This window comes from Chitinophaga sp. 22620 (assembly GCF_052044405.1).
GTDB lineage: Bacteria > Bacteroidota > Bacteroidia > Chitinophagales > Chitinophagaceae > Chitinophaga.
Genome location: NZ_JBQEMV010000003.1, coordinates 587,846 through 607,315 on the forward strand (window position 1 = coordinate 587,846; position 19,470 = coordinate 607,315).

The following is a 19,470-nucleotide window of genomic DNA, read 5'->3' on the forward strand; positions in this document are numbered from 1 at the left end:
CTGCAATAATGTAATTGGATTTTATCATAATCGCAACCGTGACTAGCCACTAAAAACAAACCTTAACTAACGTTTAACAAAAAATCTATGAGACAGTATCCTGTTCTATCATTGCGGGGATTCGCAATGCTGTGGATGGTGTTATTCCTGCACTTATCCACAAGCGCAAATGTTCATCAATTTGATTTTAAAGTGACATTGAAAGCGGAGCAGGTAGCATTAAAGAGTGTAATGAAAGACATTGAGAAGCAGACGGGGTTGTATTTCATGTACAGTGCCACGGGAAGCCTGCGGGTGAATGATCCCGTGAGTATCACCGTGACGGATGCGAAGCTGGAGGACGTATTGGAAACACTGATGAAGAACCGCGGCATCAGCTGGACGATCATGGATAAGGCGATCGTATTGAAAGCGGTGGCTGTGAAACCGAAAGAAAATAAGGAGTCGCTTTTCCGCACGGTGAGCGGCTCGGTGCTCGACAAAGACGGGCAGCCTTTGCCGGGCGCGACGGTGCAGATCAAGGGCACCAATATCGGGACGACCACATCGGGCACTGGCAGTTTTTCCATTATGAACGTACCCGCAAAACAACTGGTTATCCAGGCAAGATATACCGGTTTTGAGCCAGAAGAAAAAGTTCTGGGAACAGAAGCCAGTACTGTCTTTTATCTAAAACCCAGTATTAGTAACCTCGACGAAACGGTCGTAGTTGCGTATGGCACCTCCACGAAACGGAGTGTAACTGGTGCCGTTAGTACAGTTAAAGGCGCGGATATCAAGTCCTTACCGAACCGCTCGTTCGACAAGAGCCTCCAGGGCCTGGTTCCAGGCATGCGTATTTCAGGCGGCACAGGCCAGCCTGGTGCCGGGCTGAGCAACATGATCGTTCGTGGGATATCCACAGGCACAGAGGTATTGGGAGGTTCCTCTGTGAGGAACCCGTTGGTCGTGGTGGACGGGATGCAGGTGACCCAGGAAACGTTCACCAGGATGGCCGCGACTGATGCCTACACTCCGCTATCCAATCCACTTGCACAGATCAATCCGGATGACATAGCTGAGATCTCTGTGCTTAAAGATGCAGCGGCCATTGCCCTTTACGGGTCAAAGGCAAGCAACGGCGTGATATTGGTAACCACCAAAAGAGGGCGTGTCGGTAAACCAAAATTTGTCTTCAGTCACCAGACAGATGCAGCCGTACGCCCGTCGTCCATTCCCAAAATGCTCAATCAGGCCGAGTATCTCGAACTGTTGTATGAAACATATAGGAATACTGATCCGGTGGGATGGACCGACGAGGCCATAACATCCGATCTTTATAAAAAATTCCCTTACCAGGTATCAGGGAACGATACCAACTTTTATGCCCAGCCCGACTGGAAGCGTGAAATATACAGGAACCCAGCGATCACCCTGTCCAATAACTTATCCATCAGTGGCGGCACTCCTGCGCAGACATACTATATCAACTTTGAGTATACCAAGCAGAATGGTATCGTCAAAAAAACTGGGTATGAAAGAGCATCTGTACGCTTCAACTTAGATAACAAGGTAACAGACTGGCTGAAATTCGGGATGAGCTCAATGTTTTCCTATAATGTCCAGGAAGCAGGTTATCAGTCAGAGGGACCAGTTGCAGGAGCTCCTTCCACCGATGTTCTTTCCCCTCTCCTTCCGGTCCGCAAATCCGATGGTCAATACCTTAACATTTATGAGTGGGGGAATTATTACAACTCCAGGCAGCCTAACCCGGCAATGGAAGTGGATTACAACTTCAATAGAACAATCGCTTTCAGGGGTCTGACCACTGTAAATGCGGATGTTTCTTTCCTCCGTCATTTCAACTTCAATACACAACTAGGTGTCGACTTTATGCAGACCGAGAACAAAGAACGCCTGGACCCCAGGCTGGATTATCCCGTAGGTGGCAAAATAGAGGACTATAATACCCGGAATGCTAACATTCTCTGGATCAATACCTTAAAATTTCAGACGCAGATCGGGCTTCAACATCACATCGATGTGCTTGCTGGCCAGGAGGCGCAGATCAGGAACAGTAAAATAACAAATATCTCAGCCAAAGGCGCCTATGGTAACACCACCAATCCCTATTATACTGACGTTTCAAACCCGGAATACGCCATAGAAAATGCCAGTAGCGTAACCGGCAAAAACACTACGCTTTCGCAATTCGTATTGCTGAACTATGACTACAAGAAAAAGTACTATGTCTCAGGTAGCTGGCGGCGCGATGGGGCATCAGTTTTTGGCGATGCCAATCCTTTTGGGAATTACTGGTCGTTAGGGGGTGCGTGGATCGTCAGCGAAGAACCTTTCATGCGTTCTGTCGGGCACATTGTAAATTTTTTCAAACTCAGGGGGAGCATTGGCCTGGCAGGTAACGCAGCGGCAGTTAACCCATTACTGAAATACAGTTTACTGGATAGAACGCTGTACTTAAACGCTCCTGTGGTTTGGAACAGGAGCACGCCTGGCAACCCCTATATCAAATGGGAAAAAACCAACCAATGGAATGCCGGTTTGCAGACCGCGTTCTTCAACAGCAGGGTTACCGCTGACGTGGATATGTACTATAAATACACCAAGGATCTTCTTTATCGCATCGTTCTGCCGAGTTTTGCGGGATATGCTGGCGTTACAGAAAACATTGGCGACATTCGTAACAGCGGTCTTGAAATAAGTGTGGCAGGCAACATAATACAAGAAAAAAACTTCCGCCTGAATCTGCGGGGCAACTGGAGTAAAAACAGCAATAAGCTGATAAAAGCGAATAAAAATGTGTATTCCGTATCCAACATCATATCTAACGAAGAAGGAAGAGAAATGAACAGCTTCTATCTTCCAATATGGGTGGGGGTGAATCCCGAAAATGGACAGCCGCTTTGGTATGACGCCTCAATGAAACCCACAGGGGACTACAACAAGGCCGCCAAACAATTTGTCGGTAAATCACAGCCTGATGGTTTCGGTAGTGTAACCAGTACCATAAGCTGGAAGAACTTCGAGTTACAGGCGATGTTCTATTACCAGTACGGAGGGCATTTTTACAACAATCTTAACAGCATGCTGCTTGATGACGGATTATACCCCTATCATAATGTGCCAGTTACAGCGCTGGACAGGTGGCGAAAACCTGGTGACCACGCTGCCAATCCTGTCAGGAAATTAAATAACATCAATCCCGGTTACCTGAACTCCACGAGATACCTTCAAAAGTCCGATTACATCCGCTTCCAGAACCTGAAATTTACGTGGCAGTTGCCACATGCCTGGCTGACCCTGGCAAAACTCGAAACAGTCAATTTGTACGCACAGGCTAACAATATCGCGCTCTGGTCACGGGCTGACGATGTGGACCCGGATATAATAAACCCTGGAGGCGTAGGCGGGTTCGCCTATCCAAACTCAAAAACATATTCGATCGGCGTTAATGTATCCTTTTAAAAAAATTAGCATGAAAAAAATCCACATATCCAATATAATTGCCGCGGTCATCTTTTCCGTTACCGCGGCAGGCTGCGGAAAATCTTTTCTTGACGCCCCTCCGCAAAACGTACTTCCAAGAGAAAGTTATGTTAAAGACCTGAAGACATGTGAACAATTAATGCTCGGCTTATATCCGATGCTAAGTAGCGGATACGGCACCTATACAGACATCTACCCTGAACTTGCCGCCGACAATATCAAACCGGTGACGGGCTCCTCTAATTTCCTGAGGATGTATAGCTGGACACAGATATCCGATGATAAAACAGCAGAACCTGGTGCATCATCACTTAACATCAATGGCTTATCGTATGTTTTTTACAAGCTCATTGTCAACAGCAACTATGTAATTGAAAAAACATCAGAATTTGCACAGGAAGACCCCGCGAAAGCAGACAAGGTGCTCGGCGTAGCGCTTACTTTCAGGGCATATTCATACTTTATGCTTGTCAATCTTTTCGCCCAGCCCTACAATTTCACCGCCGACGCACGGCATTTGGGCGTTGTTTACACTTCATCATCCAACATATACGCTCCCACAAACGGAAGAGCGACAGTTGCGGAAGTGTACCAGCATATCCTGGAAGACCTGGAACGGGCCTCCAAGCTGCTACCAGAAAACTCTGACAACCTGATGCTGATAAACCGGAAACTGGCAGTCGCGTTACTTTCAAAAATATACCTGTACAAAGGGGACTATGAATCCGCTTTGCGCCAAGCACAAGTTTCCATGGAAAAAACACCGCTTCTGACAATCGCAAACGGGTATCCGGATGAAATCTTCAGAAAAACCAACCCGTCTCAAAATGAGTCCTTTTTCCTACTTGTGCCTATGGCAAGCAAAACTTTAGGATATAGTATAGGCGGCTTGTTCTCGAACCTGTATTACCAATTGGTTACGCAGTTCGTCGCCACAGCCGACGTTGCTGGAATCATTACAGAAGACAGCCAGGACGTAAGAACCAAATGGGTGACTACTTCAAGCAGCGGCTGGAAAGTAAACAAATATGCCGGTGGTGCGGTCAGCGATGTCAATCCTGCTTCATTGTCTTACTTCAAACCATTGATCCGCTGCTCGGAAATGTATCTCAATGCTGCTGAGGCTTGTTTTCATCTGCAAAAAGAAGACAGCGCAAAGCATTATCTCAATTTGATCATTCAAAGAGCAAACCCTGCCGCCGCACCTGTACAGCTGACCGGCGATCAACTACGGGATGCTATCAGGAAAGAACGCAGGAAAGAACTGGCTTTTGAAGGGGACCGCCTGTTTGATGTTCTTCGCTGGAAGCAGGACATTATCAGAACAGACCCGGCCGTTCCCGAGGCCAGCCGTCTGTCATATCCGAATGAAAAGGCGGTCCCTCCTCTTCCTCTACAGGACGTGGCAAGACCGGGGGTTATTCAGAATCCCGGATACTAGCAGCGTTGAATCGATTATTAAACCATCCAATAGAATATGAAATCATTGTATCCAATATTGGCAATACTGTTATGCGGCTTACCGCTATTCGCCTCCACTCCCGCGCATGAAAAACCGATTAAGATCCAACTGAGGTTGTCCGCAACGGCAACGGGCGCCGATGATTCTTTACGTATCCAGTACTATGATCCTTATACGCTGGAATACCTGCCAGGACCTGATGGATCTGTCAACTATTATAAGTTGCCTGCAAAAACCGATATTGCCATCAATGCGAGCACAGTCACGATCGTAAATATGCAAATGAGGGAAACCGGATATTTCCGGTATATGTTCCTGATGCCTGGAGACGAGGTGTCTATACAGGTGGACAAAAATGGGATACAAGTTTCCGGGCCAGGAAGCCGGACATATGACTTCTTTTATAAGGAACTTTACCCTAAATTCGAGCAGCTTGCCCTCCCGTATCGAAAGAGTTCTGCTAATCCAGCCAGCATGCAGGAAATGAAGGCATGGAACAAATATCTGGACAAAAAGTCCGAGATACTTTACCAGTCAATTGCCAGATATTCGTCCCAATACCCTTCACCGGTATGGGATGTTGTAAAAGCTTCCCTTGTTGCTTCAATAGAGAACGAAAGGCATGGGAAATTTTTCGCTATCTGCCTCGATAAACAAAAATACGGGCTTACACAATCCGAATTGAAAAAAATATATTACTCCGAGATTTACAACGACAATCTTGAATGGCTTTTAAGCAGTAAGAAAGAGTTGCCGGAACTCGAGCACCTCTTCCGTGTATTTGCCGTCATTAAAGCAGTTGAAAATGACCCTGATGATCCCAAAAACTATGCAATATTCAACGATCACTATTCCAATTACTTGAGCACTTTTAACCTGGTCCACGACAAGACCAAAGGACGACTTAGAGATCAGCTTAAGACCTATTTCCTCTTCAGCCGGGCGGCGCATGGAGGCAACACCAAACTGGCCGTAGATCTAGCGGAAAAGATCTACCCCACGCTGAGTTACCCTGAGTATAAACCTATCATCAAGAAAGGCCTGGCGGCTTATGCTTTAGAAAGCTCGACTGGTGGAATGTTCACAGATTTCCTGCTACTCGATGAAAACGGGAACCAGATAAAGGGAGCCGATTATGGCGATAAAATTTTCTTGTTCCATTTCAGCGAAAGAGGACAACTGGAGGATAATTATTTCTTCCAGAGCGCCTATAAGAAATATGGTCGAAAAAAAGAAATAATATTCGCGACTGTCTCAGGGAAAGATACTTTTCAAGAGTGGCAGAAACAGGCGAGAAAAGCAAAAAAAGACGACAACATACATCACTGGTATGCTCCACATAGTGGCGACCATCTTGATTTAAACATACTTGACAAGGGACCGGATAGTCTGCAGTCCATGCTGTTATATCCTAAAGGAGGGTATCATGCCAATATATTCGCTCCATACATGTACATAAAGAAATTCAAGATTAGCAATACAGACTCTGCAAGGCTCCGTTTCCTTGACAGGTACTTTGCCCTTGGCCCGAATGACAGGAAAATCAGTTTGAATAACAAAAAAAACAACCCGAATGACAAAAAAATCTTCCTGAATGATGGCCCCTACGTCCTTTATCAACACGATACAGCCTTCGTGTACAATATATTCAACACCTCCGCTGGTATCGATACACTAGTCAACACCAAAGTTCCGGAACAGACTGTTTATACTAACAGTGGGCACCATTTTACCGTTCCCATCAGAGACGCGGCCGTACCTCCCCCGGCTTTATATCAGCAGCCATCGAAGATGCTAGTACTTTCAGATATTGAAGGGAATTTTGAAAGCTTCAGGGAATTTCTTGTCAATCACAAAATAATCGACACGGCATATAACTGGACATATGGAGATGGGCATCTTGTTATAACAGGAGACATGATGGACAGAGGCAGGGAGGTTACCCAATGTCTGTGGCTGGCCTATTCCCTGGAAGAAAAGGCGGAAAAGGGCGGGGGATACGTTCATTTTATACTTGGCAATCATGAAATAATGAATATAACCGGAGACTATAATTATGTTTCAAAGGATTATTTTATAAGCGCCAGGATATTCAAAAGGGAATACAGCGATCTTCTCAGCGGTCAAAGCGTACTTGGACAATGGCTCAGGAGTAAAAATATCATGGAAAAAATCGGCGACAACCTGGTAGTCCATGGCGGGATCAGCGCAGAAGTAAACGCATTGGAACTGCCCGTTGTAAGACTGAATGAGTTACATCATTCAATTTTGAATTCCCTGCCAATAAGCTCAGAAAACAAGAAGCCGGCTCTAACACTCACTAACAGCCAGGTATCGCCGTATTGGTACAGGGGCTATTACAATAGCAGCTCCACTCCGGAAGTGGAATTGGCCATAATAGATAATACTTTACAATTGTATAAGGTAAAGAGGATCATAACAGGCCACACGATAGTTCAAGATATTGTGAGCTTTTTTGATGGTAAGGTGATCAATACTGATACACACCACGCCAGCGGTGACAGCGAAGGGTTGATAATAGAGGGCACAAATCTGTACAGGGCGTTGTTTAACGGGAACAAGGAACCACTGCAGTAACACCGCGGCAAAGCCATTTGCAATACAAAAGGGCCTGCTGTACGAAATGTACAGCAGGCCCTTTTAATTTTGTACTCCCAATAATATTTCCTAAACCCAAAGCCATTAATCATGAAAAAGTATTCAATACTCGGCTTGACCCTGCTAACAGTCTCCGCGATCACCGCAGCTTTTATTCCGGCCAAAAAGTCTAATACTATCGGCAAACTGATTGGTAACGGTCATATGACCCAGTCTACCGCCAATCAACCCGGCAGAACCTGCCGTGCTCCACTAACTGGCGATGTATTAAACTGTTCTTATTCACAAACCGGCAATAACAATCCTAACCCACTGTTCTCCTCAACCACCGCTAATGTAGTAGGCAGTAATTCCATTAGCTTCGACAGGCCTCTGATTACATATACCGAAACTGAACCCCCCTACAGGCTCGCAGAGGCTCCCGATCGCTTTGATATTTGATTTATAATAATCTCAAACTCAAAACATTGATCATGAATAAGTACTCAATGCTCAGCTTACTGCTTTTGGCAGCTTCAACAGTTACCGCAGCCTTCATGCCGATTTCAAAAAACAATGCTATCAAACAACAACGCTGTCAAGGTCACCTGACTATGTCCACCGGCAATCAGCCCGAGGAAACTTGTCGTGCTCCTCACCCAGGTGATGTATTGAACTGCTCCTATACGCAGACCGGTAATAACAATGTTAATGCAGGGTTCTCTTCAACCAGTGCAAATGTACCCGGAAGCAATTCCGGCTCCGGTACCCAACTGGAGTTTACATTCACCTTCACAGAACTAGATTGTCGTAAATAACCACTTGTAAATCCAACTGCAATATCACCGCGACCAAATAATTGTCATATAAGAATAGCTTACTGTACGAAATGTACAGTGGGCTATTTTAATTTTGAGTTAAATCATAATGGCCATTGATTCACAATATTCCAAAAACCCAAAAACTAATAATTATGAAGAAGTATTCAATCCTCGGTCTGTCTCTGCTGGCTGTTTCCGCAATTACCGCAGCCTTCATCCCGGCCCAAAAATCAAACGCCGCTGGTCAAGTGGCTGGAAACGGTCACATGACCCAGTCTACCGGAAATCAGCCCGACAAGACCTGCCGTGCTCCAATTACAGGTGATGCATTAAACTGCTCCTATACACAAACGGGGAATAACAATCTCAACGTAGGGTTCTCTTCAACGAGTGCCAATGTAGTGGATAGCCATTCTATCACCGGTACTCAGTTGGCGGTTACACTCAGCGCGACCGAGCCGACCCTTCCGTAGTCGTAATTGATCTTCTCCGATCAATGAAATACATCGGGAATAACGTTTCATAGTTGGAACGTTATTCCCTATTCATGAATGACTATACATCAATTACCATTGTTTAAATATGAAAGCCTTCATACCGAGCATATTCATATCACTGCTCATCATTGCATGCAAACATGGCAATCCGGAACCGAAATTGTACCATCCGCAACCTGCTTATCATTCCTATAATATCATTGCTACTCAGGACACTATTAATTTCCTGGCGGATGAAGAATCGTTCAGCGACCTAGAATCCTGGAGTGTACGGCAATTAAACGGGAAAACTTACATCGCTTTTTTCGAACAGATGTCTGCTAGTATTATACTTTACGATTATCCATCTAACCAACAAGCAGACAGGATCGATCTGCATCGTTTCTTTAAACCCAACTCCGTCAATTCCGCTTATTTCCATAATTACGACAGTATTTTCGTCACCACAAGAGATGCATTCTACATGCTTGACAGTGCCGGTAAACGTATCAGGAAAGTCCCGTTCGTCAGTGAGGAAAACCAGGGAAAGGGGCGCATCTCCACCGAAAATTCACTTTACCTGAAAAATGACACCGTCTTCATTGCCGTAACACCGGCTACAAGAAACGGTTCAAAACCGGCCCTGCGTGCTTGGAAACTGCTATGGGCAGTTGACCTTAAAACCGATAAAGTCACCCGCTACTACCATCTGCCCGATACCTATACTGATCACTACTACGCGGGAAAACTTAACAAATTCAGCTATTGCATGAACAAGGAAGGCCGTTTTGTGGTAAGCTTTGCCAGTGATACCTTGCTTTACGAAACCGACCTGAGAGATTATCACCACGCTTATTTCGCCAAAAGCCAATACCAAGTAAAGCCGGTCAAACACTCCAAAAAGGAAGACGTCAACGATGTTAAGGAAGAAGGTAGGATCTATATGATTTCAGATTCATACGGTTCCATATTTTACGATCCGTACCATGAAAGGTATCTCCGTGTCGCCAAGCCTGCCATTTCGGAAGCAGATTTCAATGCGAAAAAATATACCAGACCTTACCGGTTGATCATATTCGATAAAAATTTCCAAATCATAGGAGAATCAGATTTTGAAGATGGGATCGAACTACACAGGATGTTCACTACACCAGACGGCAAACTTTACGCCCAGGTAATGTCTCCGGTAGAAAACCAGTATTCATTCCGCCGCCTGGAATACCAGGAAAATCACATAAGCATCAAGTAATATGAAAAAAATATTTCTATATGCCCTGCCATTGCTTTTTGCATGTAATGCGACAGTAGCTCCTCCGAATAACGATACCCTTGTCCAGGACTCACAACGTCAGAAGGACACCTATCACCAACTAGCCCAACTTGTTCCTGATTCTGTGCTGACCGGGGATTCGATATCGTTCATGGTTCTGCCACTGCAAGCTTCCTGTCCTTCCTGCAGGGATAAAGCATTGGACAGCATTATCCAGTTCAAAGAAAAAGTACCGAAAAACCATTATATCATTCTTTCCTTAAAAGGTGGCCAGAAGTATATAAAACATTTTTTCAAGAACGCCGGGCATAAACAGATACCTGAAATTCCAGGAGTAATGTTTATTGACAGTGTAGATAAAGCAGGGGATTTCGAGCTTTATCATAGCAATCCCGCATTTTATTATACCTCTTCCGGCAATGTTTACAGGAAAATTTCTGCTTTACCTGCCACTGTCAAAGAGGATCTGAGTGAATTTTTCAGAGGTTACCGTCCAAAATCCGAATAAAATGCCTGGAACCGTTAAAATAGCGCTACAATCGCCCATTCCGGCCGCTTTAAAAACAACCTTTTCCATCCGCCTGAAAAAAGAGCTGATAAAAGAATCTGGTGTTTATCATCCCAAAGCCAGAATATTGTTGCTAAATGGCAGTTCTGGCAGTTTCGGCGATATGATGGGCACTATGCTGCGTTGTGGCATCATGGATGAATCTTTTAACTGGATTTTTGGTGATGGGCATGTAATTGTTACAGGAAATTGTCTAGACGGGTCGCAGGAAAGCGTTGCACTGTTGTGGCTGATCTATGCAATGGAATCAAAAGCTGTAAAGCGGGGAGGATACCTTCATTTTCTTCCCGGCCCTTCTGAATTGACGAATAGCCGGGGAGCCTGGCGTTACCTGCAGCCAGATTATGCGGTAAGAAATGTCCGCTCCACTCATAAATATGCAATCCTCTTCGATGGAAACAATGAATTGTACCGCTGGCTGCGGACTAAAAACATCCTGGAACAGATCGGAGATATGGCGGTGCTGCAATGTAATCTGCCGCAGGAAAGCCGGGATTTTCTTCCAAAGTTTCCCGGGAAAAGATTCCCTGAAGGAGTGTTGAATAGATTACAGCTCCCTCTGAATAAAATAAACGAAAACGATCTTGCTTTCATCCATGGAGCCCTACAAGTGCCCATTCTGGTAATTACAGACGCCAATACCGGAAAAGTAATTATTTCTGAACAGGATAAATCCGACTGTTATCACTGCAAATCTCCTATATTGATCAAGGACGATAAAGGTCGTTTACCAATGGAGAAAGGCCAGTTAGAAATAGCAATACACACTTAATATAATATTTATATACTTATGAAAAATAATTCAATTCTTAGCATCGTATTATTTGCTGCCTCTGCTGTCGTAGCAACCTTAATACCTTCCAAAAAAACCACAGCTGCAGGCCAACTGCTCCTTAACGGCCACATGACCTTTTCTACCGGTTTTTCTTTCGACCGTACGTGCCGGGAACCATGGGGAGGAGACGTTTTAAATTGTTCCTACACCCAAACCGGGAATGACGTTATCTCCCCTTTCTTGTCATCTACAAGCGGATGGGTAGTGGGTAGCAACTCTCTCTCTGCCGATTGCTGGGACATAACGATGTCAGAAACTGAACCGGAGCGTTACTGGTAATTATGACTGCCTACACGATATTTTAACGATAAAAAATCTAATACCAAGCATTGCATTAATGGTTAGTTACCATTAATGCGACCTACAGCACGTGTAGGCAAGGCAGTATTTTTTTCACTGCTCTTTATTGGAGTAGCGGTTATATTTAAAGACCGGGGAAACCGAATCTATTGGTATGCTGGTATCGTAATAAAAAATGCAGGATACCGGAATTTCCCAGCATGATATTCGCTACCGGCCGTCTTTCCTTTTCAACAAACCAATACGCTGCTCCTTTTGAGGTCAGGCGGCGTGAATGCAGAATAACCTGCAGGCAATCCCAGGCTTTATTGTTCCATTGCTCTTCTTTTAATACATGTGCAGCCTCCAGGTATACCTCACCCAAACCAGCCACACCGTGGCACAAACTCAATCCGGACCATATTTCCCGTTCATCATGGCCCGAAAGCGCTTTACCTGCCCAGGTAGCATAAAGTGGATCTCCCAGCAATTCATAAGCTTTCAGGAACATCAGTGCAATACCCGGCGAACCTTCACACCACCAGTGATCTGATGAATGCTCCCTCCGTGTATCTTTCCAGGTAAGCCCTCCTCCCGGACTATATCCCGCTTTCGAAATAAGATGACGAATTCCTTTTATAGCACTTTCCGTCGCATCCTTGTTGCCCGAATAAGCGCCATACCGGAGCAGAAAATAAATTACCCCGGCCTGCCCGTTCAGAAGATGATAAGTCGGCCGTTTCTTGCCCATTACCCAACTGCCGTCAGCCTGCTGAGCCTTCATCAATTCTTCCGCAAAATACTTTTCCCTGGTGCCTTCTAGTATGCCGGCACAAGCCAGGTTCGCAATCCCCTGACCCGCCATCCCCCCAATCAATCCAAAACCCTCTGTATTTTGAGATAATAACTGCGGCCACTCCTCTCTCATAACTTGGTCTTCTCCCAGGAAACTCAGCCGGTGACATTCTGCAAGCGCCATGGCAATGCCATCAGAGCCGAAATGCAATCCACTATTGGTTTGTCCCGCCCGATGGCCTGTATATTTTTTCCGGATCAGCTCAATTCCCTGCTCAACAGGTATCGCCACCCTGGAAACCTCATACCCTGCGGCACTGGCCCTCGCCAAGAAATAAAGTACTCCGGACGCACCGCGGCCAAAGCTGGCATACCACGCCTTTTTAATATCGTTGGTATGTTCAGCGGGCTGCGATAAATGTTCAGCGAACCAACCCTGTTCCTTATCAGCAAGTACAGATTCACCCAGTGCCTGTATACCCCTGTCAAGCAACTCCCTGGATAGATCGGACGGCAATGTATGTCTCACAGGCAATGGTCTGATAATCTTCTTCTCCTTGTCCTGTCGGTTTTTTTTCAGCACCTGTATTATCGTTTCCGGCATGGGACGCATATGAGCATCCTTATTCATGCATTGCAAAATGATGGATGCAATGTCCGCTTCTTCAACAAAAAAAGGTACTGCCTGTACCAGGTCCTCCATAGGCATACCAGCAAATTTATATGGTGATATATTTGTCCAGGCATGCAATAAGATCGCACCTACCGCGAAAATATCTTCCTTGACTGTAGGCGTCGCTGTTTGTTCCTGTTCAGGTGACATATACCCAAATGTGCCAAGCGTAAACGGAGGATCAGGATACTGCTCCGTAAGTGAATAGCTGAGCTCCATATCTATCACGGCTATTTTGTCATTAGGCATGACCATAAAATTATTAATAGTAACATCCCGGTGAACCACGCCGTTTTCGTGCAAATCTCTCACGACTTGCACCATCTGCTCCAGATACCGGAGCATCCGTATGCCGTCGGCCTCACCGCCAAGTAGTGATTTCCGCAGGTCTTTTGATCTGCGAATAATGCTATGTAATGGCTTCCCCTTGATATATTCCATTACCAAATAATAATTCCCATTCTCCTCAAAGCTCCCCAGCAATTTCGGCATCCTCACTTTCTTTGCCAGCCGGTCATGCAACTCCCGCTGCCACTTCAGCCGATCCTGAATATCTCGCCCGTGCTTATCTTTTGTATCTCCCCGCGACCCCTCTTTGATGACACACAATCCGAAGTTCGTAAGACCTTTGATGTAGATGCATTTCACCACATCATTCTTCCTGCTTTCCTTCAAACTCTTTAGTATGATATAATAATAACCAATCCTCTTCCCTCCCTTCTTCTCCGCTTTCTGGGGAATAACAGCTACTGAGTCTTCATGCAGGCTGATACTTTGTTCTGGCATATCTTAAGCATTAAACATTAAAAAAAACGCAACCACTGAGCTGGCCGCTTTTCTGAAAGAAAAATTTACAATGAACGATCCGTCCTCATCATAATAATAGCTCTGGCGCGCATTCGAAAACTTGATCGGCGCACCGAAATCCTTCATCAGGTTGAGATATTTGTAAATGCAGCGTTCGGAGATCCCCAGCCGCTCTGCCAGCTTTGGTGGTGTTCCGGTGGATTTGGTACGGATAAGATAGTCAAGGCGCTGCAAGCGCTCCAGCGTGTCTGTGGTCATGGATTAGCGATGGTTTAAAAGTAAAAGGGTCGGTCAATAGCTCACCCGCTGCGCAGCGCGGCAAAACTGCGTGTCGGGAATGGGATTTTTATCGGTTTTCTGACTCTTCGGGTTAAACGCTCTGTGTCTTTTTTATAAAATTCCTACATTTAACAATAAGATAAAATAGCTGTTCAGACATTTTTATTGTCTCTTTAGCTCACTCGGAGGATGACCGAAATACGCATGATATCTTCTCGAAAAATTGCCATAGTCCGCGTAGCCTACCATTTGGGCGATCCGCTGCAAAGGCAGCGCAGTAGAGCTTATCAGCTCCTTCGCCCTTTCAAGCCGCGAACGTTTTACAAACGACTGCAACGACTCGTCGTAAATTCTTTTGAAACCGTATTTTAATTTGGAAACACTGATGCAATAGTCCGCGGCAAGCTCCCGGTTGCCCAGTTCCTTGTCCAGGTTATTGAGCGCATAAGCCCTGATAGTGGCGAACAGCAGCATGTCGTCGTCGTTCAGCCCCGCATTTTCTTCTTCCATCAGCGCACTCGTAAGCAGCAGCGTTATATGCGCGGGAATGGCGATATCCTTCAGCCGGTGCGCCAGCGGCATGTCGCGGATCTCCTGTATTAATTCATAAAAACGCTGATGCATAATACCTGAAGCCGGTGAAATGTACGCAGCCCTGTTGCTTTCGGCATGTACAAGCAGCAACCGGATCACTTCTGAATGAGGCGCAAGGCGCTGCAGGTGCTCGCTGCTCAGATCGATATGAAATGATTCGCAGACGGAACCCTTCTCCAGCCAGGCCCTGTGCCTGTCGTTCGTGATCCTGAAAAAACCGAACTGCCCGCCGCGAAGCCACACGGTACCCTGGCCGGCAAGCTCGCAACGGATGCTGCCTTTCATCATACAATGCAGCGTATAAATGGACTCAGGAACATGCGGTGTGATCTCGGCGTCTTCCTTCGCAAAAAAAACATGGTTGCTCACCAGGTAACCGTTTGCCTGGAGGGTCTGATGCAATACATCTACACCGGGCGACTCTTCTATCGCCGCCGTGGCAAAGGGATGAAGGTATGGGCGGTACTGCGGCGGAATTTCAGTGATGGTACGGTTTCCTTCCGCCGGTCCGTCGTTCTGAAGAAACCGGATATGGAATTTGGCCGGCATTGGGTTATTAAGCATATTGGAGTGTTCGCATCGGGTGATTGAAACCGCTTGCAATTAAGGAGAATATTGCTGTTTACTCACTTTGTTAATACAGAATTGATAATTAGTTAATACAAAATTTATAATTATTTAACATTCCCTACATTGCATCATGCACCGTTATTTTCTGCTGAATAAACCTTACAATATGCTCTCCCAGTTCAAAGGCAACGAACCGGGCGGCCGGATGATAGGCGAACTTGATTTTGATTTCCCGGAAGGCATACATGCCGTGGGGCGGCTGGACGCCACCTCGGAAGGATTGCTGCTGCTCACCACCAACAAAAAGATCACCAGCCTGCTGTTCCAGGGGAAAGAACCGCATAGCAGAACCTACCGGGTAATGGTCAAGAATCACGTCAGCGATGAAAAATTGCAGCAGCTGCGCAACGGCGTAAGCATCCGCATTTCAGGAGACCTGTATTACACCACGCCTCCCTGCGAAGCTCACATCACGCCCGCTCCTGCCGGCCTGCTGCCGCGCGAAGGGGAAGTGGCGTGGAACGTTCCGCACACATGGCTGAGCATTACGATCTTTGAAGGAAAGTTCCGGCAGGTAAGAAAAATGGTAACGGCCATAGGCCATCCCTGCAGGCGGCTGATCCGCGTGGCGATTGAAGATATAGAGCTGGGCGATCTGCCACCCGGCGGTATCAGGGAATTGAATGAAGAAACTTTTTTCAGGCTGCTGAAGCTGCCTCTTCCTGCTTCGCTTTCAGGATCAGGTAAGTGATGGCCAGGCCGCAACCCGCCATCAGCCCGAACGCCCAGCGCAGGCTGAACGCCTCCGCCACGAAACCTACCATAGGCGGCACCAGCAGGAAGCCCAGGTAACCTACCGTACTCACCGCCGCAATGGCCGGCCCGTTCGCCATTGTTTTCGATTTTCCCGCCATGCTGAACACCAGCGGCACCACGCACGACACACCGAAACCTATCATCATGAAACCAGCCCCCGCCGTTACCGGCGCAGGCAGCGCCGCAGCCAGCAACAGCCCGCAGCATATCAGCATGCCGCTGTATTTGATCATGGCAGGCACGCCGAACCGGTGCACCACCCTGTCTCCTCCAAAGCGCCCGGCCGCCATGGCGACCATATACACGGCAAAGCCCAGCGGCACCACTTCCCGCGAAGCATTCACCGCTTTCGCGAAATAAATGCTGCTCCAGTCGTACATCATGCCTTCGCAGCTCATCACCGCAAAACAGATCAGCCCGTATTTCAGCAGCGTTTTATCCGGCAGCGCAAATTTCCTGCCCGTGGGGGCGGGCGGCTGTTCAAGGCTGCCGGGGTAAGCAAAGAAGCCCAATATCACCAGCAGCAGGCCCACTCCCAGGAAATGCCAGTTGGTGCCCACATGGAAATACACCATCAGCCAGTAAAGCCCGGCCCCGCTGAAACCCGCCACGCTCCATATGCCGTGAAAGGTAGTGATGATGGAACGGTTATACAACGCCTGTACGCCCACCGATTGCGCGTTCATGGAAATATTGAGGAGGTTGCGCGAAGCGCCGAAACAGAACAGGCCGATCACCAGCTGCCAGACCTCGGTCACGAAACCAAGGCAGCCCAGCATGGCATTAAAGGCCAGCGCGCCAACGAACATGATCCGGTTGCTGCTGTACCGTTGCAACAGCACGCCGGTGACGGGCATCGTGACCATCAGTCCCAGCGGCAGGGCGAACAGTACGCTGCCCAGCTCCGCTTCGTTCAGCCCCAGGCGGTGCTGTATGTCCGCTATGCGGCTTGCCCAGGTTGAAAAACCCAACCCGGATATGAAGAAAAATAATGCGATGGATAATCGTGCTCTCCTGGCCTGGTCCATGTGTTCCTTATTCGTCTGTTTTGATCCTGCCGGCGAGCATGGTGGTGCCCAGCCCCAATATGGCGATCACGGTGAAGGACCAACGAAGTCCGTACCCTTCCGCAATAAACCCGATCAGCGGCGGCCCCAGCAAAAACCCGAAGAACCCGATGGACGATACCATAGCCAGCGCCACACCGGGCGGTATCTCTTTTGACCTGCCGGCAAGGCTGAAAGATAAGGGAACTACCGCTGCCACGCCAAGCCCTGTTATTAAAAAACCGGTAGTTGCGGAAGCAAGCGTGGGAAAAGCCACTGCCGTCATCAATCCCGTGACGATGATCAGGCCGCTGGCCTGCAACATGCGTTTCACGCCGAACTTCGTGATGAAATAATCCGCGGTGAGCCTTCCTGCCGCCATGGTGCTCATAAAAGCGATGAAGCCCATGCGGCTGTATTCCACCGGCGCATGCACCACCTGGTTGAAATACACGCCCGTCCATTCAAACATGGCGCCTTCACAGATCATACAGGCGAAAGTGATCAGCCCGAGGAGAATGATATTCCTGTCAGGCTTCACCCAGATGCTGGTTTTGCCCGCGCTGCGCGCCGGATCGCGCGGCAGCAGGAACGAGCCGCCGAGCATGGCGAGGATCACGGAGAGGCTGACGATAAAACAGAAATGCACGAAAGGGCTTTGATGCCCCACTACCATCCATTGTGCAACAAGTCCGCCGGTTAAGCCCGCCAGGCTCCAGAGCCCGTGAAAGCTGGCCATGATGCTCCGGCGGTAAAGCGCTTCCACGCCCACGGCCTGCGTATTGGCGGAAATATTCATCAGGTTGGCGCAGAGCCCGAACAATGCCAGCGCAGCCGCCAGCATGAAGGTACCGGGCGCCAGGCCCAGTAACAGTAAAGAAGAAGGATACAAAAACGCCGCGATCATGAGCACGCCCCGGCTCCCGAAGCGGGACACCAGGTAGCCGGAAAGCCCCATCCCCGCCAGCTGCCCCGCGGGCAGCGCGAACAGGAGCGAGCCCAGCTCCGCGTCGTTCAGCTGGAACCTGGCTTTAAAATCGGGTATACGGTTGGCCCAGCTGGCAAATACAATGCCCTGGATGAAAAAAAAGATGCTCAGTGCGATCCGGTAAACTCTTTGCGGCCTCAGCGCGAGTGAATAGGCTATCTGCATGATCTGCAAAATTATTATATCCCCATACTCCCCTTTTGCTCTGGAATGATCAATATTTGTACTGTATTGACCGGAATTACTGTAATTTTGTACCGTTATGAGCAACCTGCAACTCGAAGAGATCCACCCGGATAAGGGAAAATCCTTCAAACTGAATGCTTCCTGCTTCAAAAAGAACTTCTACTGGCACTTCCACCCGGAATACGAGATCGTATACGTGGAGGGCGGTTCAGGCACCCGGCATGTAGGCCAGCATATCTCGAATTATATCGATAATGACCTGATATTTATCGGCCCGGATGTGCCGCATCTCAACTTCGATTATGGCCTTGGGCGCGAGATCAACCAGATCGTGGTGCAGCTGAAGGAAGATTTCCTGGGAGACGCATTTCTCAATGCCCCGGAACTGTCGTCCATCAAAGAACTTTTCGGGCGCGCCAGATACGGCCTGTCGTTCACCGGGCTCACCAAGATCACGATCGCGGCCAAACTGAAAGAAATGCAGCAGCTGGAACATTTCGCACAGCTGATATGCCTGCTGGAGATCTTCCAGGTAATGGCCACCAGCACGGAAGTGGTGCAGCTCAACGACCGGGCGGACCAGCAGCATAAAGACAGCCGCATGGCGGTCATTTACGATTACATCGACGCAAATTTCCATCAAAAGCCCGATGTGAACGAGATTGCCCGGCAGGTGCACATGACCACCGCGGCCTTTTGCCGGTACTTCAAAAAAAATACGGGCATGACCTTCACCGGTTTTGTGAACCATTGCCGCATCAACCAGGCGAAGAACCTCCTGCTGCAGGATAAAACAGTGAGCGAAGCCTGCTTTGCCACCGGCTTCGAGCAGCTTTCCTATTTCACGAAGCTGTTCACGAAAATGAACGGGGAAAACCCGCGGGATTTCAAAAGGAGATATCTTACCAACTAAACTGACCC

Annotated in this window: 16 protein-coding genes; 11 read left to right on the plus strand and 5 right to left on the minus strand. The window is 47.6% G+C overall.

The annotated features are described in order from the left end of the window. The first annotated feature begins 87 nt into the window (after positions 1 to 87). The 9 genes from ACTJIK_RS17835 to ACTJIK_RS17875 all read left to right on the plus strand — a co-directional run bounded on the left by ACTJIK_RS17835 (position 88) and on the right by ACTJIK_RS17875 (position 11,453). Positions 88 to 3,465 carry a SusC/RagA family TonB-linked outer membrane protein gene (locus tag ACTJIK_RS17835; protein ID WP_440648550.1) on the plus strand — a complete coding sequence of 1,126 codons (3,378 nt, stop codon included), beginning with the start codon at positions 88 to 90 and terminating at the stop codon, positions 3,463 to 3,465. 10 nt (positions 3,466 to 3,475) lie between these two features. Further along, positions 3,476 to 4,927, plus strand: coding sequence for a RagB/SusD family nutrient uptake outer membrane protein (locus ACTJIK_RS17840; protein ID WP_440648552.1), 1,452 nt, complete (start codon positions 3,476 to 3,478; stop codon positions 4,925 to 4,927). Positions 4,928 to 4,963: 36 nt separating this feature from the next. After that, positions 4,964 to 7,546 (plus strand): metallophosphoesterase, encoded by a 2,583-nt coding sequence (locus ACTJIK_RS17845; protein ID WP_440648555.1) that lies wholly within the window; start codon positions 4,964 to 4,966, stop codon positions 7,544 to 7,546. A 111-nt stretch (positions 7,547 to 7,657) separates the two neighbouring features. Next, positions 7,658 to 8,008 carry a hypothetical protein gene (locus tag ACTJIK_RS17850; protein ID WP_440648557.1) on the plus strand — a complete coding sequence of 117 codons (351 nt, stop codon included), beginning with the start codon at positions 7,658 to 7,660 and terminating at the stop codon, positions 8,006 to 8,008. A 32-nt stretch (positions 8,009 to 8,040) separates the two neighbouring features. After that, on the plus strand, positions 8,041 to 8,364 hold the full coding sequence (locus ACTJIK_RS17855) for a hypothetical protein (protein ID WP_440648559.1): 324 nt from the start codon (positions 8,041 to 8,043) through the stop codon (positions 8,362 to 8,364). Between the two features lie 155 nt (positions 8,365 to 8,519). Next, entirely contained in the window at positions 8,520 to 8,840 is a 321-nt protein-coding gene (locus ACTJIK_RS17860; protein ID WP_440648561.1) for a hypothetical protein, read from the plus strand. A 109-nt stretch (positions 8,841 to 8,949) separates the two neighbouring features. Then, on the plus strand, positions 8,950 to 10,092 hold the full coding sequence (locus tag ACTJIK_RS17865; protein WP_440648563.1) for a DUF4221 family protein: 1,143 nt from the start codon (positions 8,950 to 8,952) through the stop codon (positions 10,090 to 10,092). Between the two features lies 1 nt (position 10,093). Next, positions 10,094 to 10,621, plus strand: a complete 528-nt coding sequence (locus ACTJIK_RS17870; RefSeq protein WP_440648565.1) for a hypothetical protein — start codon at positions 10,094 to 10,096, stop codon at positions 10,619 to 10,621. 1 nt (position 10,622) lies between these two features. Then, positions 10,623 to 11,453, plus strand: coding sequence for a hypothetical protein (locus ACTJIK_RS17875; RefSeq protein WP_440648567.1), 831 nt, complete (start codon positions 10,623 to 10,625; stop codon positions 11,451 to 11,453). A gap of 487 nt (positions 11,454 to 11,940) precedes the next feature. Here the strand turns inward: ACTJIK_RS17875 and ACTJIK_RS17880 are convergent, their stop codons facing one another. The 3 genes from ACTJIK_RS17880 to ACTJIK_RS17890 all read right to left on the minus strand — a co-directional run bounded on the left by ACTJIK_RS17880 (position 11,941) and on the right by ACTJIK_RS17890 (position 15,507). Next, the gene (locus ACTJIK_RS17880; protein ID WP_440648569.1) at positions 11,941 to 14,049 is read right to left on the minus strand and encodes a protein kinase/lanthionine synthetase C family protein; all 2,109 of its coding nucleotides are present in this window, start codon (positions 14,047 to 14,049) and stop codon (positions 11,941 to 11,943) included. A 3-nt stretch (positions 14,050 to 14,052) separates the two neighbouring features. Then, entirely contained in the window at positions 14,053 to 14,328 is a 276-nt protein-coding gene (locus ACTJIK_RS17885; protein ID WP_440648570.1) for an HTH domain-containing protein, read from the minus strand. Positions 14,329 to 14,511: 183 nt separating this feature from the next. Then, positions 14,512 to 15,507: a helix-turn-helix domain-containing protein gene (locus ACTJIK_RS17890; protein ID WP_440648572.1), complete on the minus strand. Its 996-nt coding sequence runs from the start codon at positions 15,505 to 15,507 to the stop codon at positions 14,512 to 14,514. 136 nt (positions 15,508 to 15,643) lie between these two features. Between ACTJIK_RS17890 and ACTJIK_RS17895 the strand changes: the two genes are divergently transcribed. Further along, entirely contained in the window at positions 15,644 to 16,264 is a 621-nt protein-coding gene (locus ACTJIK_RS17895) for a pseudouridine synthase (RefSeq protein ID WP_440648574.1), read from the plus strand. Here ACTJIK_RS17895 and ACTJIK_RS17900 read toward each other — a convergent pair. Then, positions 16,212 to 17,357 carry an MFS transporter gene (locus tag ACTJIK_RS17900; protein ID WP_440648576.1) on the minus strand — a complete coding sequence of 382 codons (1,146 nt, stop codon included), beginning with the start codon at positions 17,355 to 17,357 and terminating at the stop codon, positions 16,212 to 16,214. The genes ACTJIK_RS17895 and ACTJIK_RS17900 overlap by 53 nt on opposite strands. A gap of 7 nt (positions 17,358 to 17,364) precedes the next feature. After that, positions 17,365 to 18,528, minus strand: coding sequence for an MFS transporter (locus tag ACTJIK_RS17905; protein ID WP_440648578.1), 1,164 nt, complete (start codon positions 18,526 to 18,528; stop codon positions 17,365 to 17,367). A 97-nt stretch (positions 18,529 to 18,625) separates the two neighbouring features. On the opposite strand from ACTJIK_RS17905, the gene ACTJIK_RS17910 reads away from it, so the two are divergent. Continuing rightward, positions 18,626 to 19,462: a helix-turn-helix domain-containing protein gene (locus ACTJIK_RS17910; RefSeq protein WP_440648580.1), complete on the plus strand. Its 837-nt coding sequence runs from the start codon at positions 18,626 to 18,628 to the stop codon at positions 19,460 to 19,462. The last annotated feature ends 8 nt before the right edge of the window (positions 19,463 to 19,470 follow it).